The sequence below is a fragment of the Variovorax frigidus genome (assembly GCF_051216515.1).
Classification (GTDB): Bacteria; Pseudomonadota; Gammaproteobacteria; order Burkholderiales; family Burkholderiaceae_C; genus Variovorax.
In genome coordinates this window covers 121,106-143,587 of the sequence record NZ_JBPJZF010000001.1, presented here as the reverse complement: position 1 = coordinate 143,587, position 22,482 = coordinate 121,106, and the positions used below count along the sequence as shown (strand labels likewise).

At 67.9% G+C, this 22,482-nt stretch carries 22 protein-coding genes; 15 read left to right on the top strand and 7 right to left on the bottom strand.

Going from position 1 to position 22,482, the window contains the following annotated elements:
- Positions 1 to 12 precede the first annotated feature (12 nt).
- Positions 13 to 744, top strand: coding sequence for an osmolarity response regulator transcription factor OmpR (gene ompR / locus ACSFBC_RS00610; protein WP_435508382.1), 732 nt, complete (start codon positions 13 to 15; stop codon positions 742 to 744).
- An 82-nt stretch (positions 745 to 826) separates the two neighbouring features.
- A complete protein-coding gene (locus ACSFBC_RS00605; RefSeq protein WP_435509235.1) occupies positions 827 to 2,233 on the top strand; it encodes a sensor histidine kinase in 1,407 nt (468 codons plus the stop codon).
- Between the two features lie 6 nt (positions 2,234 to 2,239).
- On the opposite strand, the gene ispF is transcribed toward ACSFBC_RS00605, so the two are convergent.
- Together ispF and ispD are read right to left on the bottom strand one after the other, a co-directional pair.
- A complete protein-coding gene (ispF, locus tag ACSFBC_RS00600; RefSeq protein WP_435508381.1) occupies positions 2,240 to 2,740 on the bottom strand; it encodes a 2-C-methyl-D-erythritol 2,4-cyclodiphosphate synthase in 501 nt (166 codons plus the stop codon).
- Positions 2,737 to 3,462, bottom strand: a complete 726-nt coding sequence (gene ispD / locus ACSFBC_RS00595; RefSeq protein WP_435508380.1) for a 2-C-methyl-D-erythritol 4-phosphate cytidylyltransferase — start codon at positions 3,460 to 3,462, stop codon at positions 2,737 to 2,739. The genes ispF and ispD overlap by 4 nt, the downstream gene beginning before the upstream one ends.
- A 118-nt stretch (positions 3,463 to 3,580) precedes the next feature.
- Here ispD and mfd point away from each other — a divergent pair, with 118 nt between their 5' ends.
- Genes mfd through serB form a run of 4 tightly spaced genes read left to right on the top strand, consistent with a single transcriptional unit; the run spans position 3,581 to position 8,484 of the window.
- On the top strand, positions 3,581 to 7,066 hold the full coding sequence (mfd, locus tag ACSFBC_RS00590; RefSeq protein ID WP_435508379.1) for a transcription-repair coupling factor: 3,486 nt from the start codon (positions 3,581 to 3,583) through the stop codon (positions 7,064 to 7,066).
- A 50-nt stretch (positions 7,067 to 7,116) separates the two neighbouring features.
- A complete protein-coding gene (locus tag ACSFBC_RS00585; protein ID WP_435508378.1) occupies positions 7,117 to 7,374 on the top strand; it encodes a hypothetical protein in 258 nt (85 codons plus the stop codon).
- The gene (locus ACSFBC_RS00580) at positions 7,371 to 7,769 is read left to right on the top strand and encodes a type II toxin-antitoxin system VapC family toxin (protein ID WP_435508377.1); all 399 of its coding nucleotides are present in this window, start codon (positions 7,371 to 7,373) and stop codon (positions 7,767 to 7,769) included. Before ACSFBC_RS00585 ends, ACSFBC_RS00580 begins: the two co-directional genes overlap by 4 nt.
- A 1-nt stretch (position 7,770) precedes the next feature.
- Positions 7,771 to 8,484, top strand: a complete 714-nt coding sequence (gene serB / locus ACSFBC_RS00575; RefSeq protein ID WP_435508376.1) for a phosphoserine phosphatase SerB — start codon at positions 7,771 to 7,773, stop codon at positions 8,482 to 8,484.
- A gap of 8 nt (positions 8,485 to 8,492) precedes the next feature.
- Here the strand turns inward: serB and rhmD are convergent, their stop codons facing one another.
- From rhmD to ACSFBC_RS00560, 3 genes are all read right to left on the bottom strand, one after another.
- The gene (rhmD, locus tag ACSFBC_RS00570; protein ID WP_435508375.1) at positions 8,493 to 9,680 is read right to left on the bottom strand and encodes an L-rhamnonate dehydratase; all 1,188 of its coding nucleotides are present in this window, start codon (positions 9,678 to 9,680) and stop codon (positions 8,493 to 8,495) included.
- Positions 9,681 to 9,711: 31 nt separating this feature from the next.
- A complete protein-coding gene (locus ACSFBC_RS00565) occupies positions 9,712 to 11,019 on the bottom strand; it encodes an MFS transporter (protein ID WP_435508374.1) in 1,308 nt (435 codons plus the stop codon).
- A gap of 136 nt (positions 11,020 to 11,155) precedes the next feature.
- Positions 11,156 to 11,911, bottom strand: a complete 756-nt coding sequence (locus ACSFBC_RS00560; RefSeq protein WP_435508373.1) for an SDR family NAD(P)-dependent oxidoreductase — start codon at positions 11,909 to 11,911, stop codon at positions 11,156 to 11,158.
- Positions 11,912 to 12,000: 89 nt separating this feature from the next.
- Here ACSFBC_RS00560 and ACSFBC_RS00555 point away from each other — a divergent pair, with 89 nt between their 5' ends.
- The 3 genes from ACSFBC_RS00555 (at position 12,001) to ACSFBC_RS00545 (ending at position 14,194) form a co-directional block, all read left to right on the top strand.
- Positions 12,001 to 12,975, top strand: a complete 975-nt coding sequence (locus ACSFBC_RS00555; protein WP_435508372.1) for a LysR family transcriptional regulator — start codon at positions 12,001 to 12,003, stop codon at positions 12,973 to 12,975.
- Between the two features lie 169 nt (positions 12,976 to 13,144).
- Entirely contained in the window at positions 13,145 to 13,651 is a 507-nt protein-coding gene (locus ACSFBC_RS00550; protein WP_435508371.1) for a GlcG/HbpS family heme-binding protein, read from the top strand.
- A gap of 69 nt (positions 13,652 to 13,720) precedes the next feature.
- Positions 13,721 to 14,194: a RidA family protein gene (locus tag ACSFBC_RS00545; RefSeq protein WP_435508370.1), complete on the top strand. Its 474-nt coding sequence runs from the start codon at positions 13,721 to 13,723 to the stop codon at positions 14,192 to 14,194.
- A 16-nt stretch (positions 14,195 to 14,210) separates the two neighbouring features.
- Here ACSFBC_RS00545 and ACSFBC_RS00540 read toward each other — a convergent pair whose 3' ends face one another.
- Positions 14,211 to 14,558, bottom strand: coding sequence for a DUF6172 family protein (locus ACSFBC_RS00540; protein WP_435508369.1), 348 nt, complete (start codon positions 14,556 to 14,558; stop codon positions 14,211 to 14,213).
- A 74-nt stretch (positions 14,559 to 14,632) separates the two neighbouring features.
- Between ACSFBC_RS00540 and ACSFBC_RS00535 the strand changes: the two genes are divergently transcribed.
- The 3 genes from ACSFBC_RS00535 to ACSFBC_RS00525 all read left to right on the top strand — a co-directional run bounded on the left by ACSFBC_RS00535 (position 14,633) and on the right by ACSFBC_RS00525 (position 18,809).
- Positions 14,633 to 14,860 carry a hypothetical protein gene (locus tag ACSFBC_RS00535; RefSeq protein WP_435508368.1) on the top strand — a complete coding sequence of 76 codons (228 nt, stop codon included), beginning with the start codon at positions 14,633 to 14,635 and terminating at the stop codon, positions 14,858 to 14,860.
- A 104-nt stretch (positions 14,861 to 14,964) separates the two neighbouring features.
- Positions 14,965 to 16,281, top strand: a complete 1,317-nt coding sequence (locus tag ACSFBC_RS00530) for a sigma-70 family RNA polymerase sigma factor (protein ID WP_435508367.1) — start codon at positions 14,965 to 14,967, stop codon at positions 16,279 to 16,281.
- A 131-nt stretch (positions 16,282 to 16,412) separates the two neighbouring features.
- On the top strand, positions 16,413 to 18,809 hold the full coding sequence (locus ACSFBC_RS00525) for a TonB-dependent siderophore receptor (RefSeq protein ID WP_435508366.1): 2,397 nt from the start codon (positions 16,413 to 16,415) through the stop codon (positions 18,807 to 18,809).
- Between the two features lie 51 nt (positions 18,810 to 18,860).
- Here the strand turns inward: ACSFBC_RS00525 and ACSFBC_RS00520 are convergent, their stop codons facing one another.
- Positions 18,861 to 20,048 carry an aminotransferase-like domain-containing protein gene (locus tag ACSFBC_RS00520; RefSeq protein WP_435508365.1) on the bottom strand — a complete coding sequence of 396 codons (1,188 nt, stop codon included), beginning with the start codon at positions 20,046 to 20,048 and terminating at the stop codon, positions 18,861 to 18,863.
- Positions 20,049 to 20,185: 137 nt separating this feature from the next.
- Between ACSFBC_RS00520 and ACSFBC_RS00515 the strand changes: the two genes are divergently transcribed.
- From ACSFBC_RS00515 to nth, 3 genes are read left to right on the top strand one after another with little or no spacing between them, the layout of a single operon-like run.
- Complete coding sequence (locus tag ACSFBC_RS00515) at positions 20,186 to 20,458, top strand: helix-turn-helix domain-containing protein (protein WP_435508364.1); 273 nt, start codon at positions 20,186 to 20,188, stop codon at positions 20,456 to 20,458.
- On the top strand, positions 20,452 to 21,819 hold the full coding sequence (locus ACSFBC_RS00510) for a type II toxin-antitoxin system HipA family toxin (RefSeq protein ID WP_435508363.1): 1,368 nt from the start codon (positions 20,452 to 20,454) through the stop codon (positions 21,817 to 21,819). The genes ACSFBC_RS00515 and ACSFBC_RS00510 overlap by 7 nt, the downstream gene beginning before the upstream one ends.
- A 7-nt stretch (positions 21,820 to 21,826) precedes the next feature.
- The gene (gene nth, locus ACSFBC_RS00505) at positions 21,827 to 22,474 is read left to right on the top strand and encodes an endonuclease III (protein ID WP_435508362.1); all 648 of its coding nucleotides are present in this window, start codon (positions 21,827 to 21,829) and stop codon (positions 22,472 to 22,474) included.
- Positions 22,475 to 22,482 lie beyond the last annotated feature (8 nt).

Genomic DNA, 22,482 nt, shown 5'->3' with positions numbered 1-22,482 from the left:
ACCGTTGTAGAAATGAATCAGACTCCTGCCCGTACCGACAAGGTCGTGATCGTCGACGACGACGCCCGCATCCGCGACCTGCTCCGCCGCTATCTGACCCAGGAGGGGTTCGAGGTGATCGTCGCGGAAGACGGCAAGGCCCTCAACCGCATTCTTCTGCGCGACACGGTCGACCTGATCGTGCTCGACCTGATGATGCCCGGCGAAGACGGCCTGTCCGTCTGCCGCCGCCTGCGCGCCGCCAACGACCGCACGCCCATCATCATGCTGACCGCCAAGGGCGAGGACGTCGACCGGATCGTCGGCCTCGAAGTCGGCGCCGACGACTACCTGGGCAAGCCCTTCAATCCGCGCGAACTGCTGGCCCGCGTGCATGCGGTGCTGCGGCGCCGTCCGCCGCTCGAAGCGCCCGGCGCCCCCTCGACCGACAACGAAACGGTCAACTTCGGCCCGTTCAGCTTCGACCTCGGCTCGCGCACGCTCCGCAAGGACGGCGAAGAACTGTCGCTGACCACTGGCGAGTTCGCGATGCTCAAGGCGCTGGTGCGCCATCCGCGCCAGCCGCTGTCGCGCGAGAAGCTGGCCCAGCTGGCGCGCGGCCGCGAATTCGAACCCTTCGATCGCAGCCTCGACGTGCAGATCTCGCGGCTGCGCAAGCTGGTCGAGTCCGATGCCGCGGCGCCGCGGTACATCCAGACGGTCTGGGGTGTCGGCTATGTGTTCGTTCCGGACGGTACGACCTGAAGCATTGCTGATGTACCCGGAGGCCACGGGCCCGAACACCACCCAACCGACGCCGCTTTCCGACGACGGGCCGCAGGTCACGATGCCCAGCCCGCTCGAGGGCATGGCGCAGGCGCGGCGCCACCTCGGGATCAAGCTCGGGCTGAGCCTGTTCTGGCGCACGTTCTTTCTGCTGGCGCTGCTGCTGTTCGGCTGCACCTTCGCCTGGCTGCAGTCTTTCCGCGCGCTCGAGTACGAGCCGCGCGCCATCCAGACCGCCCACCAGATCGCCTCGCTGGTGAACCTCACGCGCGCGGCGCTGGTGTATTCCGACGCGATCACCCGCGTCTCGCTGATCAAGACATTGGCCGACCAGGAAGGCGTGCGCATCCTGCCGCGCGAGCCCAACGACCGTTTCGAGCCCTACACCAGCGGCACGCTGGATCAGCGCGTGACCGAGGAGCTGATCGATCAGCTCGGCGAGGGCACGACCGTGGCCAGCCGCGTCAACGACGAACCCGGGCTGTGGATCGGCTTCACCATCGAGAGCGACACCTACTGGCTGCTGCTCGATCCGACACGCTTCAGCCGCGTGGGTGGCCGCACCTGGCTGGTCTGGCTCATCTCCGCGATCACGCTCTCGCTGGCCGGCGCGGCCCTGATCACACGCTTCATCAACCGTCCGCTCAAGCAACTGTCGCGTGCCACGCGCCAGGTGCGCGAGGGCGAGTACGAGGCGCACCGGCTCGACGAGCGCGCACGCACCAACGAGATCCGCGCGGTCAACATCGGCTTCAACCGCATGGCCGACCAGCTCGCCAAGATCGAGCAGGACCGCGCCATCATGCTGGCCGGCATTTCGCACGACCTGCGCACGCCGCTCGCGCGGCTGCGGCTGGAAACCGAGATGAGCGTGGCCGACGAGGATGCGCGCGAGCACATGGCGGCCGACATCGCGCAGCTCGACGCCATCATCGACAAGTTTCTCGACTACGCGCGGCCCGACCATGTCGACTTCCGGCCGGTGCTGCTGCGCGACGTGATCGATGCCTGCACCTATGCGGTCCAGGACCACGACGACATGCAGATCCGCGTCGACGTGCCGGCCGACCTGCGCGTGATGGCCGACGAGGTCGAGCTGCAGCGCGTGATCTCGAACCTGGTCGAGAACGCGCGCCGCTACGGCCGCACACCGGCCACCGGCGTGGCCGACGTGACCATCCAGGCGCAGGCGCACGACGAGGCCGTGCTGATCAAGGTGCGCGACCACGGGGCCGGCGTGGCGCCCGCCATCCTTTCGCAGCTGACCAAGCCCTTCTTCCGCGGCGACACCGCCCGCACCTCGGCAGCCGGTGCGGGACTAGGCCTGTCGATCGTGGCGAAGAACATCGAGCGCATGGGTGGCACCTTCGCCCTCACCAGCACGCCCGGGCGCGGCTTTGCGGCCCATATCCGGATGCCGCGCGCGATGCCGAGCAAGTCGGCGGGATCGGTCGGCAAAAAGGCCTGAAACGCTTTAGCGATGCAGCAGCGCGATGGCGCGCGCTTCCATCGCCCTGCCCTCGCCCACCGGGCCCAGCTTCTCGGCCGTCTTGGCCTTCACGTTGATCTGCTCGACCGCCAGACCCAGCGTCTGCGCGATGCGCGCGCACATCGCCGGGATGTGTGGCGCCAGCTTGGGCGCCTGCGCGATCACGGTGCTGTCGACGTTGCCGATCTGCCAGCCCGCGGCGCGCACGCGGCGCGCGGCCTCGGCCAGCAGCACGGCCGAATCGGCACCGCTGAACTGCGCATCGGTGTCGGGAAAATGACGGCCGATGTCGCCCAGGCCGGCCGCGCCCAGCAGCGCGTCGGTGATCGCATGCAGCAGCACGTCGGCATCCGAATGCCCCAGCAGACCGGTCGTGTGCGGCACCTCGATGCCGCCGAGGATCAGCTTGCGGCCGGCCACGAGCTGGTGCACGTCCCAGCCCTCGCCCACGCGGATGTCGAAAGAGGGTTTGGCAGCGGCGGTCATGGGGTTCCCGGGTGGCGGCGCGCGAGCAGCACGGCTTCGGCCAGTGCGAAATCCTCGGCGTAGGTGACTTTGAAATTCTGGGCGCTGGCCGCGACCAGCAAGGGCTCCAGGCCCAGCGACTCGACCGCGCCGGCCTCGTCGGTGACGGCATCGCCGCTCATGTCCAGCGCGTCCAGCAGCAGGCCGACGCGGAACATCTGCGGCGTCTGCGCCAGCCACTTGTCGGTGCGCGACAGCGTGTCGGTGACGCGGCCTTCGACCGAGGCGATCTTGAGCGTGTCGGCCAGCGGGTGCGCCAGCAGGCCGCCGATCGGGTCGGGCTCGCAGGCGGCGATCAAGGCTTCAATCTGTGCCGACGTGATCAGGCAACGTGCCGCGTCGTGCACCAGCACCCAGTCCTGGAGACCGGCGCCGGCCTTGCACAGCGCCCGGAGGCCGGCATGCACCGTGGCCGCGCGGGTCGGGCCGCCGACGCGCAGCAGCTGTTCACCCTCGGCCGGAAAGCCTGGCAAATGCCAGGCCACGTCGGTGTCGTCGGCTGCGACCACCAGCGCCAACGTGGCGAAGCGGCCGGCCAGTGCGCGGAACGCGGCCAGCGTGTGCGCGACCATGGGCTGGCCGGCGATGCGCCGGTACTGCTTGGGGCCGTCGCCGCCGGCGCGGCTGCCCGAACCGGCGCAGGGGATGAGGACGTGGAGGCGAGGAACAGGGGGAACGGTCATGAAAGACGCAGGGACGCTCGAGACGCGCCCAGCAGCAAAGAGGCTGCCATTCTAGAATCGACCGTCTCACACCCCTCGCCCGTCGGCGCGGGGTGTTCTGCATTTTCCGAAGCACTTCATGGACCTTCCCGTTCTCACCGCCGGCAAGCGATTCACGCTGCCGCGCCCCCCGCTGTCGGCCGACGCGCTGCTGCTGGCCGAACTGGCCGAGCGCGAGAAGAAAGCCGGTCGTGCGACCGCGATCTTCACGGCCGATGCCAACGACGCGCAGCGTCTCATCGACGAGATGGTGTTCTTCGCGCCCGGCCTGCGGTGCGCGCTGTTCCCCGACTGGGAAACGCTGCCCTACGACAGCTTCTCGCCGCACCAGGACCTGATCAGCGAGCGGCTGGCCACACTGTGGCGCATCAGCCAGAAGGAAGCCGACGTCATCCTGGTGCCTGCGACCACCGCGCTCTACAGGCTGGCGCCGCCGGCCTTCCTGGCCGGCTACACCTTCCACTTCAAGACCAGGCAGAAGCTGCAGGAATCGAAGCTCAAGGCCCAGCTCACGCTGGCCGGCTACAGCCATGTGACGCAGGTGGTGAGCCCCGGCGAGTATGCGGTGCGCGGCGGCCTGATCGACCTGTTCCCGATGGGCTCGCTGGTGCCCTTCCGGGTCGATCTTTTCGACGACGAGATCGACTCGATCCGCACCTTCGACCCCGACACGCAGCGCAGCCTGTACCCGGTGCCCGAAGTGCGCTTGCTCCCGGGCCGCGAATTCCCGATGGACGACGAGGCGCGCGCGCGCTTTCGCAGCCGCTGGCGCGAACTGCTCGAGGGCGACCCGACCAAGAGCCGGATCTACAAGGACATGGGCAACGGTGTCGCGACCGCCGGTATCGAGTACTACCTGCCGCTGTTCTTCGAGGAGACCGCGACGGTGTTCGACTACCTCGGCAGCGAAGCCACGGTGGTGCTGCACGGCGAACTCGAGCCGGCCTTCCAGCACTTCTGGCAGGACGCGGGCGAGCGATACCGGCTGGTGCGCGGCGACCCCGAGCGGCCGGCGCTGCCGCCCGATGCGCTGTTCCTCAACGCCGAGCAGTTCTATGCGCGGGCCAAGCCGCATGCGCAGCTTGCGATCCGTGGTTCGGCGGCCGAGGCGCCCTATGCCGAGTTCGACCTGCTGCCGCCCTTCGCGGTGGTGCGCGGCGCCGAAGACCCGCTGACCCGGCTCAAGGACTACATCCGCGCCACGCCCAGCCGGCTGCTTTTGATCGCGGAGAGCGACGGCCGCCGCGAGAGCCTGCTCGACTTCCTGCGCGCCAGCGGCGTGAGCCCGCCCGCCTTCGAGTCGCTGGCCGAGTTCGAGGCCGACGAGGCGGAGAAGATCGGCATCGCCACCGCGGCGCTGGCCTCGGGCTTCGCCTGGCGCGAGCGCGGCATCGACTTCGTCACCGAGACCGAGCTGTTCGCCGCGGCACCGACAGCGCGCCGGCGCAACAAGCGGCAGGAACAGGTCAGCGACGTCGAGGCGCTGATCAAGGACCTGTCCGAGCTCAAGGTCGGCGACCCGGTGGTCCACACCGCACACGGCATCGGCCGCTACCGCGGCCTGATCAACATGGACCTGGGCCAGGGCAAGGACGCCGAAGGCCAGCCGCTGCTGCAGGAGATGCTGCACCTCGAGTACGCCGACAAGGCCACGCTCTACGTGCCGGTGAGCCAGCTGCACCAGATCAGCCGCTACACCGGCGTCAGCGCCGACGAGGCGCCGCTGCACAAGCTGGGCTCGGGCCAGTGGGAAAAAGCCAAGCGCAAGGCCGCCGAACAGGTGCGCGACTCGGCCGCCGAGCTGCTCAACATCTATGCGCGCCGCGCGGCGCGCCAGGGCCATGCCTTCCGCTACTCGGCCGCGGACTACGAGGTGTTCGCCAACGACTTCGGCTTCGACGAGACCGCCGACCAGAAGGCTGCGATCCACGCGGTGATCCAGGACATGATCTCGCCGCAGCCGATGGACCGCCTGGTCTGCGGCGACGTGGGCTTCGGCAAGACCGAGGTGGCCCTGCGCGCCGCCTTCATCGCCATCACCGGCGGCAAGCAGGTGGCGTTCCTCGCGCCCACCACGCTGCTGGCCGAGCAGCATTTCCAGACGCTGGTCGACCGCTTCAGCAAGTGGCCGGTCAAGGTGGCCGAGATGAGTCGCTTCCGTTCGGCCAAGGAAATCGGCACCGCCGCCAAGGGCCTGGCCGACGGCAGCGTGGACATCGTGATCGGCACGCACAAGCTGCTCAGCGAATCGGTCAAGTTCAAGAACCTGGGCCTGCTGATCATCGACGAGGAGCACCGCTTCGGCGTGCGCCACAAGGAGGCGATGAAGGCCATGCGCGCCGAGGTCGACGTGCTCACGCTCACCGCCACGCCGATCCCGCGCACGCTGGGCATGGCGCTCGAAGGCCTGCGCGACCTGAGCGTGATTGCGACCGCGCCGCAGCGCCGGCTGGCGATCAAGACCTTCGTGCGCACCGAAGGAAACGGCGTGATCCGGGAGGCCGTGCTGCGTGAATTGAAGCGCGGCGGCCAGGTCTACTTCCTGCACAACGAGGTCGAGACGATCCAGAACCGGCGCCAGAAGCTGGAAGAGATCCTGCCCGAGGCCCGCATCGCCGTGGCGCACGGCCAGATGCCCGAGCGCGAGCTCGAGCGCGTGATGCGCGACTTCGTGGCGCAGCGCTACAACATCCTGCTGTGCTCGACCATCATCGAGACCGGCATCGACGTGCCGACGGCCAACACCATCGTGATGAGCCGCGCCGACAAGTTCGGCCTGGCGCAGTTGCACCAGCTGCGCGGCCGCGTCGGCCGTTCGCATCACCAGGCCTATGCCTACCTGATGGTGCCCGACATCGAGGGCCTGACCAAGCAGGCGGCGCAGCGGCTCGATGCGATCCAGCAGATGGAGGAACTGGGCTCGGGCTTCTACCTCGCGATGCACGACCTGGAGATCCGCGGCACCGGCGAGGTGCTGGGCGAAAGCCAGAGCGGCAACATGATGGAGATCGGCTTCCAGCTCTACAACGAGATGCTCGGCGAGGCGGTGCGCGCGCTCAAGGCCGGCGAGGAACCCGACCTGCTGTCGCCGCTGCACGTCACGACCGAGATCAACCTGCATGCGCCCGCGCTGCTGCCCGACGACTACTGCGGCGACGTGCACCTGCGGCTGTCTTTCTACAAGAAGCTCGCGACCGCGAAGACGCCCGATCAGATCGACACGCTGCTGGAAGAAATCGTCGACCGCTTCGGCAAGCTGCCGCCGCAGGCGCAGACGCTGATCGACACCCACCGGCTGCGCGTGCTGGCGCGACCCTACGGCGTGGTCAAGGTCGATGCCGCGCCCGGCGTGATCCGCATCAGCTTCAAGAAGGACCCGCCCATCGATTCGATGGCGATCATCCACCTGATCCAGAAGAACAAGCACATCAAGCTGGCCGGCAACGACAAGCTGCGTATCGAGCGCGAACTCAAGGAACCCAAGGACCGAGCCCAGATGGTGCGCGACGTGCTGCGCAGCCTGGGGCAGCCGATCGTCAAGGAGAGTCCTGCACCGGTCGTATAAGTGCGTCGCACTTATATAATTGGTGATGTAATTTTTTTGACGGGGTTGCTGTGTCTCAAGTCACCATCTATCTGGAAGAAGACACGCTGGCGGCTGCCAAGGCGGCAGCCTCGCGTTCGCAGATGTCGCTGAGCAAGTGGTTCGCCCAGTTCGCCGAGGCCGAGAAGCAAAAGCCAAAGCAAAGCTGGAGCGAATTCTTCGCCGAGATCGATCGCCTGCGCGCCACAGGCCTTGACGATGGCTGGGACGAACTGCTGGACAACCGCCACGGTGATCTCGGCACCGATGCGCCGAGAGAGGCGTTTTGAAATACCTGCTCGACACCGACACGCTGATCTACGTCTACAAGCGTGCCGGCCGCTGCCTGGAACGCTTGAGCCAGCACGCCGAAACGGACATCGCACTGAGTACCGTGAACCTGTTCGAGCTGGAGTTCGGCATGGCCAAATCCGTCAACCGGGCTCCGATGGATCGCTACGTGGCCGGCATCTGCAGCCGATTCACCGTGCTGGACTTCGATCGGGCGGCAGCCCGCCATGCCGGCGCGGTGCGCGCGCATTTGCAGGCGCAAGGCACGCCGATCGGCCCCTACGACCTTCAGGTGGCGGGTGTCGCACTCGCTCACGAGCTGACCGTCGTCACCCGCAACGTTCGCGAGTTCTCTCGCATACCCCATCTTCGCGTCGAGAACTGGCACGACTGACATGACCCTTGCTCAAGCTCTCTCCCCCGGGCTCGTCCTCCAACGCGTCCAGCCGACGCTGAAGCTGGCCGACTTCAAGCTGATCGCCTTCGACATGGACTCGACGCTGATCGACATCGAGTGCATCGACGAGATCGCCGACGCCGTTGGCAAGAAGGCCGAGGTGGCCGCCATCACCGAAGCCACGATGCGCGGCGAGATCAAGGACTTCAAGGAAAGCCTGCACCGCCGCGTGGCGCTGCTGCGGGGCGTGCCGGTCACGGCGCTGCAGCAGGTCTACGACGAACGCTTGCGGCTCAACCCGGGCGCCGCCGAACTCGTGGGCGCGTGCAAGGCCGCGGGCCTGAGGGTGCTGTTGGTCTCGGGCGGCTTCACCTTCTTCGCCAACCGCGTGAAGCAACGGCTGGGCATCGACTTCGCGCGCTCCAACCTGCTGGCCGAGGCCGACGGCCACCTCACCGGCGAGCTCGTGACGCAGAGCTGGGGCGACATCTGCGACGGTGCAGAGAAGCGCCGCACGCTGCTGGAAGTCGCCTCGCTGATGGGCATCACGCCGCAGCAGTGCATCGCCGTGGGCGACGGCGCCAACGACCTGCCGATGATGGGCGAGGCTGGCCTGTCGGTGGCCTTCCACGCCAAGCCCAAAGTGCGCGAGCAGGCCATGGTCGCGATCAACGAAGGCGGCCTGGACCGCCTGCTCGAAGTGCTGCGCTGATCGGCGGCTCAGCGCGGATAGGGGCGGTGCAGCGCCACATCCGGGTTGAGTCGCACGCCGAAGCCCGGCTTGTCGAGCGCCGAGGCCTTCATGCGGCCGTTGACCGGCACCGGCTCGTCGAGCAGTTGCGGATGGAACATCGGCACCACCTTGTCGGCCTGCGGCGCCATCATCAGGAACTCGGCGAACGGGCTGTTGTGGCGCGTGATCACGAAGTGGTAGCTGTAGACCGAGGAGCCGTGCGGCACCACCAGCTTGCCGTGCGCGTCGGCCAGGCTCGAGATCTTGAGCAGCTCGGTGATGCCGCCGCACCAGCCGACGTCGGGCTGGATGATGTCGCAGCATTGCATCTCGAGCAGCAGCCGGAAGCCCCAGCGCGTGGCTTCGTGTTCGCCGGTCGTGACCATCAGGCCGCGCGGCACGTTGCGGCGCAGCTCGGCATAGCCCCAGTAGTCGTCGGGCGGCAGCGCCTCCTCGATCCACTTGAGGCCGTGCTCGTTGCGCGCGGCCGTGGCCAGGCGCGTGGCGTACTCCAGGTCCAGGCTCATCCAGCAGTCGAGCATCAGCCAGAAGTCGTCGCCAACCTTGGCGCGCATGTCGCCGATCATGTCGAGGTTCTTCTTCAAGCCTTCCTCGCGCTCGGCCGGCCCGTGGTGCAGCGGCATCTTGCCGCCGATGAAGCCCATCTGCTTGGCCAGGTCGGGCCGCGCGCCGGTGGCGTAGAAAGTCAGTTCGTCGCGCACCGGCCCGCCCAGCAGCGCATGCACCGGCTCCTTGCGCACCTTGGCCAACAGGTCCCACAGCGCGAGGTCGACGCCCGAGATGGTGTTGATCACGATGCCCTTGCGGCCGTAGAACAGCGTCGCGTTGTACATCTGGTCCCACATGCGCTCGATGTCGGTCACGGGCGAGCCTTCGAGGAAGCGCGCGAGGTGCTTCTCGACGATCCAGCAGCCCAGGTCGCCGCCGGTCGTGACCGAGAAGCCCACCGTGCCGTCGCTGGCCTCGATCTCGACCACCAGCGTGCCCAGCACGTTGAGGCCGAAGCTCTGGCGGCTCTGCCGGTAGGCCGGGTACTTGCTCATCGGCGTGGCGATGTGATCGTCGATCCAGTGGTCGGCGCCCTGGTCGTGGTAGTCGGCGCCGCCGCCGCGCACGGTGAAGGCGCGGACGTGTCGGATGGTGGGCATGCTCATGGCGGGGTTCCTTGGGGTGGGATGGAAGGGGTCAGTGCTGCGTGCGCAAGCCCGCCGTCGGCGAACGCAGCAGCAGGAACAGCAGCGCGCCGATCAGCGTGGTGAAGGCCAGCAGGTTGAGTCCGGCGCTGGGCGATGCGAAGGCCTGCTCGGCCCAGGTCTTGACGTTGGGCGCGACGAAGCCGCCCAGCGCGCCCAGCGAATTGATGAGCGCGATGCCGCCGGCCGCGGCCGCGCCGCCGAGGTAGGCCGTGGGGAAGCTCCAGAACAGCGGCTGCACGGCGATGAAGCCCGCGGCCGCGAAGCACAGCGCGAACAGCGCCAGCACCGGCGAGGCCGCATTGACCGACACCGCGATGCCGATGCCCGAGACGGCCAGCGTCACGAGCGCGATCAGGGCATGCTTGCCGCTGCGCTCGGCCAGGCGCGGGATGAACCAGGCCGCGGCCAGTGCGCAGACCCAGGGGATCGCGGTGACGAAGCCCACCTCGATCCCGACCTTCTTGCCCAGCAGCGCCGCGACCTGCGTCGGCAGGTAGAACACCACGCCGTACACGCTGACCTGGATCAGGAAATAGATCACCGACAGGAACAGCACGCGGCCGTTGGTCAGCGCCTTCCACACCGTGCCCGGGCCGTGCGCGCTCTTGTGCCGCTCTTCGGCGTCGATCGCGTCCATCAGCACCTTGCGCTCGGGCGCCGAGAGCCACTTCGCATCGGCCGGCTTGTCGTCGAGGTACCAGTAGGCCCAGACGCCGACGATCGAGGCCATGACGCCTTCGACCAGGAACAGCCATTCCCAGCCCTTCAGGCCCCACACGCCGTCGAGTTCGAGCAGCAGGCCCGACAGCGGGCTGCCGAAGATGAAGGCCAGCGGCGCGCCGAAATAGAACATGCCCAGCACCCGGGTGCGCGACTGCGACGGGAACCACTGCGTGAGGAAGTAGATGACGCCCGGGAAGAAGCCGGCCTCGGCCACGCCCAGCAGGAAGCGCAGCGTGTAGAACAGCATCTCGGTGTGCGCGAACATCAGACCGGCCGAGACCAGGCCCCAGGTCACCATGATCCGGCACATCCAGACGCGGGCGCCCACGCGATGCATGATCAGGTTGCTCGGCACCTCGAACAGCGCATAGCCGATGAAGAAGATGCCGGCGCCGAACGCGAACATCGCATCGGACAGACCGGTGTCGAGCTGGAAGGCCTTCTTCGCGAAGCCGACGTTGGCGCGGTCCAGGAAGGCCAGCACGTACATCAGCAGAAGAAATGGCACCAGGCGCCGGATCGCCTTGGCGACCACGCTGTCGAGGGCGGTCTGCGCCGCGGAGGGAAGGCTCATGTGTGTCTCCTGAGGTGGGTCTTCCGGCGTGCCGGTGCCCGAGCGCCCGCGGCAACGCAGGCGCCCTGTGAAAGGACGAGGTTTTCTTGAAAGGGGAACGCGAAACGACGCGGCCCGCGGCCGCGCCGCGGCGTCGTCAGTAGGTCGCGCGGCCGCCCGAGGCGTCGAACACGCTGCCGGTGGTGAACGAGCATTCCTCGCTCGCCAGCCAGCCGATCACGGCGGAGATCTCGTCGACCGAGCCGAAGCGGCCCATCGGGATCTTCGACAGCATGAATTCGATGTGCTGCGGCGTCATCTGGTCGAAGATGGCCGTGCGCACCGCGGCCGGGGTCACGGCGTTGACCGTGATGTTCGACTTGGCCAGTTCCTTGCCCAGCGACTTGGTCAGGCCGATCACGCCGGCCTTGGACGCGCTGTAGGCCGAGGCATTGGGATTGCCTTCCTTGCCCGCGACCGAGGCGATGTTGACGATGCGGCCGTACTTCCCGGCCAGCATGTGGGGCACCACGGCGCGGTTGCAATGGAACAGGCCGTTGAGGTTGACGTCGATCACCTGGTGCCACTGCTCGATCGGGTACTCGGCCAGCGGCACGTTCGGACCGGTGATGCCGGCACTGGCGACCAGCACGTCGATGCCGCCCAGCGCCGCGGCCGCCTGCGCAGCCGCCGCCTCGACCTGGACCCAGTCGGCCACGTTGACCCGGATGCCCGAGGCCTTGGCGCCCAGGCCCGCCACCGCCGCATCGATGGCTTCCTGGCTGATGTCCCAGAGGCTGACGGTGCCGCCTTCCGCGATGAAGCGAGTGGCGAAGGTCAGGCCGATGCCGGCGGCGCCGCCGGTGATGACCGCGCGGCGGCCTTCGAAACGGTTCGGGTAAACGGTGCGCATGTCTGGGTGTCTCCCATGTTGTGATGGCCGCACTGTAGGCCTCCGCCCCATCGCGTTCCAATCAATTTTTCAGCGCTACCATTTCCGAAATGGAATACCGACTCGACAACCCCTTGGCCGCCTCGAGGCTGGTGAACCGGCTGCGGCTTAAGCACTGGGCGCTGCTGGCCGCGCTGGCCGACACGCCCGTGCTTGCGCATGCGGCCTCGGCCATCAGCGTGACCCAGCCTTCGGCCACCAAGATGCTGGCCGACATCGAGCAGGCCTTCGAATTCCCGCTGTTCGAGCGCCATTCGCGCGGGCTGCGGCCCACGCCGCTGGGTGACGAGGTGGTGGCCTATGCGCGCCAGTCGCAGGCCGGGCTCGCGCGTTTTCTCGAGGCGCTGGAGGTCAAGCGCCGCGGTGGCCATGGGCAGCTGGTGGTGGGCGCGATCATGGGCGCGGCGCCCGACGTGGTGGCGCGCGCGGTGGCCGACATCAAGCGGCGGCGCCCCTTGTTGAACATCCGCATCCTCGGCGAAACCAGCGACCAGATCGGCGAGCTGCTCGAGCGCCACGACATCGAGCTGGCCGTGGGTCGGCTGTCCACGCTGCGGCAGCGCCATGCCTTCCACTTCGTGCCGCTGGCCAACGAGGTGATGCAGATCGTGGTGCGTCGCGGCCACCCGCTGCTGCGCCAGCGCCAGCCGGGCTTCGGCGGCCTGATGGCCTGGCCCTGGGTGCTGCAGCCGCTGACCAGTCCGGCGCGCCAGTTGCTCGAGGACGAGTTCGCGGCCGTGCGGCTGGGCACGCCGGCCAACATCGTGGAATGTGCTTCGGTGTTCGCGACGCTGCAGTTGCTCCAGACCAGCGACGCGGTCGGCGCCCTGCCGGAGTCGGTGGTGCGCGACCATGTGAACGCACGGCTGCTGCGCGTGCTGCCGGTGGCCATCGGCAAGGACCTGAAGGGCTTCGGCGTGCTCACGCGCAACGGCGAGCCCCTGTCCGAAACGGCTGCGGACTTCGTGGCCTGCCTGCACCGCTATGCACAGCCGGAGGACGGGTCTGCGGCGGGGGAGAGATGACCGCGTTGATTTGCAATGTCACCACACTTGACATCGAACTGAAATCCGCACTGCACATTGTCACGGAATCAACATTTACGGGCATGAGATCGGTGCAGACACACCGCATCACCCCCTGAAGTGCGTCGCCGCTCCGATAGTCTCGGCCGTCGTTTCACAGGGAGTTTTCATGCAGTCCAGATCGACTTTCGGCTTCACGGCACTCGTGCTCGTCGCCGTCGCCACCGGCACCCAGGCCCAGCCCCCCACCGCGGTGCGGGCCGAGAAGAACATGTCGCTCGCGCTGGCCAACCAGATGGCCGCCGGTGCAGTCGCCGCTTGTGCGGCCCAAGGCCATGCCATCACGGCCACCGTCGTCGACCGCGCTGGCGGCGTACGTGCCGTGCAGCGCGCCGACATGGCGGGGCCCCACACGTTGGGTTCCAGTGAACGCAAGGCCTGGACCGCGGCATCGGCGAAGACGAGCACCCTTGCGCTCATGGCGCTGTCGCAGAAAGACCCGACGGCGGCCAACCTGGCGAACCTGCCGGGCTTCCTGCTCCTGGGCGGCGGTGTGCCCGTGACATCGGGCACGGAACTCATCGGGGCGATCGGCGTGGGTGGCGCGCCGGGCGCGCATCTCGACGAGCAATGCGCCATCGCCGGAATCGAGAGCGTTCGTCGCCTGCTCGACTGATGCGACAGCGGTCAGGTCGAGGATCAGGCCGCCGTTGCTTTTCTCAGCCTTCACCTTCTTCATCACACCATGCAACATACGATCCTGGCACTCGCGGCCACCACGCTTCTCGCTGGCTGCTCCGCGTTTGCCCAAATGCCTCAGCCCACCGCTCAGACCAGCGGCAACACCCATGTCGAGTTCCTGGACTCCGGGCGATTCGGCGATCTGCCCTTCTCCGACGGCGTTCGCGTCGGCAACGTCATCTACTTCTCCGGAGAGATAGGTTACGACGCCGCCTCGAAGAAACTGGTGCCGGGCGGCATCAAGGCCGAGACGTGGAAGATCATGAACAACATCAAGGCCTCGGTCGAAGCCAACGGCTATCGCATGCAGGACATCGTCAAGTGCACGGCGATGCTGGCCGACATGGCCGAGTGGCCGGCGTTCAACGAGATCTATCGGAGCTACTTCTCCAAGCCCTACCCGGCACGCAGTGCGTTCGGCGTCAATGGGCTCGCCATGGGCGCGCGCGTCGAGATGGAATGCATCGCCGCGCGCTGAAGGAATCGGCTTTCTTCTATTCGCCTCGCGACGCCTCGGCGTCGTCGTCGACCGCGTCGGCCGTGCGCTCGGAGCCCGGCGGGCGCGGCGGGCGTTGGGCGGGCTTGGCCAGCAGCTCGATGTAGAACTGCTTGCCGCCCGCCGCCACCACGGCGTCGATCAGGCCGGTGACGGCAGAAAACTCGACGACTGCGGCGGATTCCTTGTCCGCGCCGAAGCGGGTGTCGAAGTCCCAGAAGTCGCTGCCCTCGGGCAGGTCGCGGCGGCGTTCGCGCTTGATGTACTTGCGGATCTCGTGCTTGATGGCTTCGACGAGACGGTCGGGGTGCTTGCCCTCGACTTGAAGCTGGAAGGTTTTTCTCATGGGTGATCGTACCGCGCCCGCCGTGCGCGGCTGCTGTGTACAGTCGACGCCTTCAACGAAAGCAGGTGAGATACATGGCGCGCGCGAACGACTGGGCAGGCAAGGTGATGGCTTTGATCAACGGCGGCAACGCTTCGGCGGCCATCGCGCAGATCAAGGTCGCGCCCTCGGTCAAGGACCTGAAGGCGCTGCAGACCATCATGACGATGTCGAAGATGAAGGGCCGCTATCCGAACGTGGACGCAGCCGTGGCGGACAACCTGGACCTGCTGGCGGCGCCGCGGCTGCACCGCTCGCCCTGAAGCCCCGGCCCGGGGAACCGCCCGGGGCCTGGATGCGGGGCCCCTATAAATGAGAACCATTCTCGACAATAATCGGGGGACGATACCGACGTTCTCATTCCCCGATGTCCGCCCAACTCTCCCCCACTCCGCTGCTGCGTGCCTTCCAGGACAGTTACCAGGAGCTGGTGCGGTTCATTGCGCGGCGCACGGGCAGCACGCATGACGCGCGCGAGTTGGCGCACGACACCTGGCTGCGCCTGGCCGAGCGCGCCCAGAACCCGCAGCTCGGCGAAGAAGCCCCGCCGGAGCCCGCCGCGCGTGCCTACGTGTACACCGTGGCCGAAAACATCGCCATCGACCACCTGCGCCGCCGCCAGCGCGGCCTGGAGCGCTTTGCCGCGGCGTCACACGACGACGCCGACGAAAGCACCGCGCGCGAACACGGCACGCACGACGTCGCCGACCTCTGTGCCCACCGGCAAGCCCTGGACGCGGTCGACGCCGCGCTGAGGCAGCTGCCGCAGCGCAGCCGCGACATCTTCCTGGCCGACCGGCTCGAAGGCGTCGGCCACGCCGAGCTGGCCGAGCGCTACGGCGTCTCCGTCAAGACCGTCGAGCGCGACGTGATGCGCGCACTCGACAGCGTCGAAGCCGCGTTGCACCGGTGGCGCGGCGACGCCGTGCCGGTGCGCACCGGGCGCCGCCGGGCCCTGTCGACGCTGCTCGGCGTCGCCGGCCTGGGTGTCGGCAGCGCGGCGCTGTGGCAGGCGTGGCGCCAATGGATGCCGGGCTACCAGGGCAGCCTGGCCACCGCCATCGGCCGCATCCGCAGCCAGACCCTGCCGGACGGCAGCCGCCTCACCCTCGATGCGGACAGCCGTGCCGAAGTGAGCTACTACGCCACGCGCCGAACCGTGCGGCTGCTCGCGGGCAGCGTCTTCTGCGATGTGGCGCGCGACGAAACGCGCCCCTTCATCGTCACCGCGCTGGGCCACGAGATCACCGTGCTGGGCACCCGCTTCGAGGCCGCGCTGGAAGACGGCAGCCTGCGCGTGGCGGTTGAGTCGGGCCGGGTGCGGGTCCGCAGCAGCAGCGGCGAAGAGCGCATCCTCGGCGCGGGCGACAGCGCCCGCATCGATGCATCGCAGCAGTTCACCACGGCGCACCCCGGCGAGGCCGTGGCGGTGGCGCCCTGGCGCGAGGGCTGGCTCGACTTTCACCATGTGCCGCTGGGCGAGGTCGTGTCCCGCCTCGCGCGCTACAGCCCGCGCCCGCTGCGCGTCGAGGCCGATGCCGCTTTCCTGCCGGTGGTCGGCCGCGTGCACATCGCGCAGGCCGGGGCCTGGCTGCGCCTGCTGCCCGGCAGCCTGCCGGTGCAGGTTCGGGAAGAGCCGGGCAGCCCGCCGGCCGTCGTCATCGCGCGCCGCGCGCCAGCCTGAGCTCGCAACTTTTTTGCGGGTCGCATGAGGGATTCGCGCCGCTCGGTCGTATCAGCCTGCAGAGCCCGGAAAAATCCGCCCAGCGGACGTCCCGGGATTCTCATGGCCCAGAAATGAACCGACGTCATCGCATGCCTTCTCGCACCACCCTTCCACGCGGCGCCTCGCGCCACCTGATCGCCGCCGCCGTCCTGGCCTGCATCGCCCAAGCCGGCCAGAGCGCGATGGCGCAGGACACGGCAACGCCACGGTCTTCGCAAGCGGCATCGGCCGCCTCGGGCGCGGTCATCGGCTTCGCCATCCCCGCCCAGCCGCTGGACCAGGCGCTGAACCAGCTGGCCCGCCAGGCCGGCCTGCAGTTGCTGGCGCCGCCCGCCTTGCTGAACGGCCTGCGCAGCCGGGCGATACAGGCCGACCTGAGCGTCGGCGCGGCCACCTCGCAACTGCTGCGGGGCAGCGGATTGGTCGGGCGGGTGACGGGCAACACGCTGGTCATCGAACGGGCTGCGCAAGTCTCCGACACCACGCTGCCGACCGTGACAGTCAGCGCCTCGGCAGAAAGTGAAAATGCCATCGGCCCGGTGCCCGGCTATGTCGCCCGCCGCAGCCAGACCGCCACCAAGACCGACACGCCGCTGCTCGAAGTGCCGCAGTCGGTCTCGGTCATCGGGCGCGAAGAAATGGATGCACGCGGCGTCCAGGACATCATGGAAGCCGTGCGCTACACGCCCGGCGTCACGGTCAGCAACTGGGGCTTCGACCCCCGAGGCATCGAATGGATCCTGATGCGCGGCTTCGACGCGACAGCGGGCATTGCCGGTTACCGCGACGGCCTCGTCCTGCCCGCCTATTCCGTGACCGAGCCCTACGGCGTCGAGCGCGTCGAAGTGCTGCGCGGACCGTCCTCGGTGGTCTTCGGCCAGGGGGATGCCGGCGGCATCATCAACCGCGTGAGCAAGATGCCGAGCAACACGCCCGTTCGCGAAGTCGAGGTGAAGTACGGCAACTTTCAGCGCAAGCAACTGGCCTTCGACCTGGGCGGCGTCGCCAGCGACACCGTGAGCTACCGTCTGGTGGGCGTCGGTCTGGACACCCATTCGCAGATGCACTACGGAGATGGCACGCCGTTCGCAAACAAGCGCACCTACCTGGCCCCCTCGCTGCGCTGGCAGCCCTCGGCCGACACGTCGTTCACGCTGCTCGGCGAGTTTCTCGACAACAAGGCCAGCGACGACGTCTTCTATGTCATGGACAACGCAGGCCGCAACACCGGCATCGTCCGCGGCGACCCCAAGTTCAGCCGTATCCGGAACCGTCAGGAATCGCTGGGCTACCTGTTCGAACACCACGTGAACGACAACTGGACGGTGCGCCACAACCTGCGTTACGCCAGCGCCCGCATCGACAAGCACATCCTGCGCCATGCCCTGCTGTCGGACAACTACACGCTCACGCGCAGCGCACGCTCTTTTCCGGAGTGGTTCGGCCAGTGGACTTCGGACGCGCAGCTGCAGGGGCGCGTTCGTACCGGGATCGCCGAGCACACGCTGCTGTTCGGCTTCGACGCGACCCGCATCCGCTACACGTCCAGGGAGTTCTCGGGACCGGCACCCGGCCTCGACCTGCGCAACCCCATCAACCTCCTGCCGGTGCAGGAGCCCCTCACCCCCGAGAGCAACTACACCCAGATCACCCAGCAGCTCGGCATCTACGCGCAGGATCAGATCAAGATCGACGATCGCTGGGTGCTCACGTTCAGCGGCCGGCAGGATCGTGTGGAGTCCGAGACCGCCGACCATATCAACAGCGCCCGCAAAGGTCAGACCGACAGCAAGTTCAGCGGCCGCGCGGGCCTGAGCTATCTGATCGGCAACGGTTGGGCGCCGTATGTCAGCTATGCCACGTCCTTCATGCCGACCAGCGGCGTCGACGCCCATGGCGACCCCCTGCAGCCGACGCGTGGCAAGCAGGTCGAAGCCGGCATCAAGTATCAGCCCGAGGGTTCGCGAACGTCGTTCACCGCGGCCATCTTCGACTTGCGCAAATCGAACGTGGTCACCTACGACCAGAACACCTTCGAGGCCCGTCAGATCGGCCGCATCCGCTCACGTGGCCTCGAACTGGAAGCCAAGGCCGAACTGGCTCGCGACCTGAACTTCACCGCCTCCTACACCGTGCTCGACATGAAGGTGCTGGAAAGCGCCAACACGAGCGAGCTCGGCAAGATGCCGATCCAGGTGCCCAGGCAATCCGCTTCCCTGTGGCTCGACTACACCATGAACAACGGCTTCGGGTTCGGCGGCGGCGTGCGCTATGTCGGCAAGCGCTGGAACGACGTGACCAACACCTCGGCAGAAGGCGGCGTTGCGCTGCTGGACGCCACGGTGCACTACAAGACCGGCCCCTGGCGCTTCGCGCTGACCGCAACCAACCTGGCGAACCGCAAATACACCGCTTCGCGCGCCTACAACAACTACTACAGCGGCAACGAGCGCACGCTGGTGGCGAGCGCGAAGTACCAGTTCTGAGCGGCGTACGGGCGGTGGCGTGCGTTCCGCGCGCCACCGCCCGGCATTGCTTCAGAGTGCCTGGCCGAGGCGCTTCACGCCTTCTTCGATCTTCGCGATGTCGGCGGTGGCGAAGCTCAGGCGCAGCGTCGCGAGGTCCGGCTTCTCGGCGAAGAAAGGCGCACCGGGCACGAAGGCCACGAGCTGCTCGATCGCCTTCTTGGCCAGCACATTGGCATCGGCCAGCTTGCCGTTGGCGCCGGTGAGGCGGGCCCAGAAGAACAGGCCGCCGCCGGGCTGCGTGAATTCGATCGCATCGCCCAGCTCGCGTTTCAGCGCCGCACCCATGGTCCGCGCGCGCTCGCCGTAGACCTTGCGCACGTTGGCCAGCGTGCCGGGCATGCGGCCGCTCTTCAAATACTGCGCGGCCGTGGCCTGCGCGAAGGTGCTGGTGTGGGCATCGCTGAACTGCTTGCACATCGTGGCCTTGGCCAGCAGCTCGGCCGGCGCGATCATCCAGCCGATGCGCAGGCCCGGGCTCAGCACCTTGCTCAGGCTGCCGCAGTAGGCGACCAGCTCGCGGCTTCCCGGCACGTCCTTGCTCAACGCCATGATCGAGGGTGGCGGCGCTTCGCCGAAGTAAAGGTCGCCGTACGGGTCGTCTTCCACCACCAGCGTCTGGTACTTGACCGCCAGTTCCAGCACCTTCTTGCGACGCTCCAGCGGCAGCGTCGCGCCGCTGGGGTTGCCGAAGGTCGGGATCAGGTAGACGAACTTGGGCTTGTGCTCGGCGATGAGCTTCTCGAGTTCGTCGGTCTTCACGCCGTGGGCGTCGATCGGGGCGCTGATCACCTGCGCACCGTAGAGGCGGAAGCACTGGATGGTCGCGAGGAAGGTCGGGCCTTCGACGATCACCTTGTCGCCGGGCGAGATCAGCGTCTTGCCCAGCAGGTCGAGCGCCTGCTGGCTGCCGGTGGTGACGATCAGGCCGCTGGGCGCGACGTCGACGCCCTTGCCCTGCATGAAGGCGCTCAGTTGCGTGCGCAGCGGCTCATAGCCTTCGGTGGCGCCGTACTGCAGCGCAGCGCCCGGCTCCTCGCTCAGCGCCTTGGCGCTGGCCTCCTTGAGGCCCTCGACGTCGAACATCGCGCTGTCGGGGAAACCGCCCGCGAAGCTGATGATGCCGGGCGTGCCGAGCAGCTTGAAGAGTTCACGGATGGCGGAGGTTTCGACGTTGTCGAGGCGGGAGGCGAATTGCATGGAAGGGACTCACTTTCTGGGCGCTATTGTCGAGCGAACCGGGCCTACGCGTGAAGTCTGGTTACTACCCAAAGATAGTGAATTGACTTTACTATTTTTAGGTAGTAATCTCTGATTACCACTTCAAGGTAGTAACCATGCCCTACCCCCTCGAGACCAGCCAACAGCTCAGCGCCGTGCTGCGCGCGCTGCGCCAGTCGCGGCAGCTCACGCAGGCCGAGCTGGGCGAACAGCTGGGCGTGAACCAGAAGCGCATCGCGCGCATCGAGGCCGCGCCCGGCGTCACCAGCTTCGACCAGATCTCGCGCCTGGTGGCGCTCATGGGCTACCGGCTGGTGCTCGAAGAACTTCCCGCGGCCGAGTCCGCCCCCACTGCGGCGCGCCAGGCGCCAGGAGACAACACATGGTGAGCCCCAAGAAACGCGGCCGTGGCGCACGCCACCCGCACCCGCTGGTCGTGTGGACCAACGGCCAGACCGTCGGCGAATGGTCGGTGCGCGAAGGCGAGCACCGCTTCCAGTACGCCGAGGCCTGGCTGGCCTCGCCCGCGGCGCGCCGGCTCTCGCTGTCGCTGCCGATCACGCCGGGCAACCTGCCGGTGCGCGGGCCCGTGGTGCAACACTACTTCGACAACCTGCTGCCCGACAACGACAGCATCCGCCGCCGGCTGCAGGGCAAGTTCGCCACGGCCAGCACCGAGGCCTTCGACCTGCTGACCGCCATCGGCCGCGAATGCGTGGGCGCGGTGCAACTGCTGCCGCCGGGCGTGGAGCCCACGGGCTTCGACCGCATCGAGGCCGAGCCGCTCGACGACGCGGGCGTCGAGCAGGCGATCAACGCCTCGCTGGCCGCGGGCCGCGTGCTGGGCCAGCGCGACGACGAGGCCTTCCGCATCTCGATCGCGGGCGCACAGGAAAAGACCGCGCTGCTGCGCCGCGGCGACGGCTGGTACCGCCCGCTGGGCGCCACGCCGACCACCCACATCCTCAAGCTGCCGCTCGGCCTGGTCGGCAACCTGCAGGCCGACATGCACGACTCGGTCGAGAACGAATGGCTCTGCGCGCGGATCATGTCGGCCTTCGGCCTGCCGACTGCGCACTGCGACATCGCCACTTTCGGCCAGCGCAAGGCGCTGCTGGTGCAGCGCTTCGACCGCGCGCTGCAGAACGCGGGCACCGACACCGAATGGATCGCGCGGCTGCCGCAGGAAGACTTCTGCCAGGCGCTGGGCGTGCCCGGTGCGCAGAAGTACGAGGCCGACGGCGGCCCCGGCATGCGCGACATCCTGCGCGTGCTCGACGCCAGCGCCCATGCGGTCGAGGACAAGACCGCGTTCGTCAAGGCGCAGATGGTGTTCTGGTTGCTGGCCGCGACCGACGGCCATGCGAAGAACTTCTCGATCTTCCTCGAGCGCGGCGACGGCTACCGGCTCGCGCCCTTCTACGACGTGCTGTCGGCCTGGCCGATCATCGGCAACGGCGCGAACCAGCTCGCGCGGCAGAAGGCCAAGCTCGCGATGGCGCTGCGCGCCAAGAGCGCGCACTGGGGCCTGGCCGACATCCAGGCGCGGCACTGGGACGGCGTGGCCAAGCTGGCCGGCCTGGGCGATGCGCGCGCACTGTGCGACGAACTCCTCGCGCAGTTGCCGGGCGTGCTGCGCACGGTCGAGTCGGAACTGCCGGGCGACTTTCCCGCCGCGCTCGCGCAGGCCATCTTCGACGGCATGAAGACCACGGCACAACGCCTGCACGACAGCGACGTGACGGCCTGAAGACGCCATGAAAAAAGAGAACATCGCCCCCTTCTTCGCCACGCTGCAGGCGGTCAACCCCGAGCCCGAGACCGAGCTGGAATACGACACGCCCTTCGAGTTGCTGGCGGCCGTGCTGCTGTCGGCGCAGGCCACCGACGTGGGCGTGAACAAGGCCACGCGCCGGCTCTATCCGGTGGCCAACACGCCGCAGGCCATCCTCGACCTGGGTGTCGAGGGGCTCGAGGGCTACATCAAGACCATCGGCCTGTACCGCAGCAAGGCCAGGCACCTGATCGAGACCTGCCGCATGCTGGTTGCGCTCCACGGCGGCGAGGTGCCGCGCACGCGCGCCGAACTCGAGGCGCTGCCGGGCGTCGGGCGCAAGACGGCCAACGTGGTGCTCAACGTGGCCTTCGGCGAACCCACCATCGCGGTCGACACCCACATCTTCCGGCTCGGCAACCGCACCGGCCTGGCGCCGGGCAAGACGCCGCTCGAGGTCGAGCTCAAGCTGGAAAAGCGCGTGCCGCCGGAGTACCGGCTGCACGCGCACCACTGGATGATCCTGCACGGGCGTTACGTGTGCATCGCGCGAAAGCCGCGCTGCTGGGACTGCGCGGTCGCGCGCTACTGCGACTTCAAACCGAAGACCCCGCACCCCACGAGCGCCTGAGGTCTTCC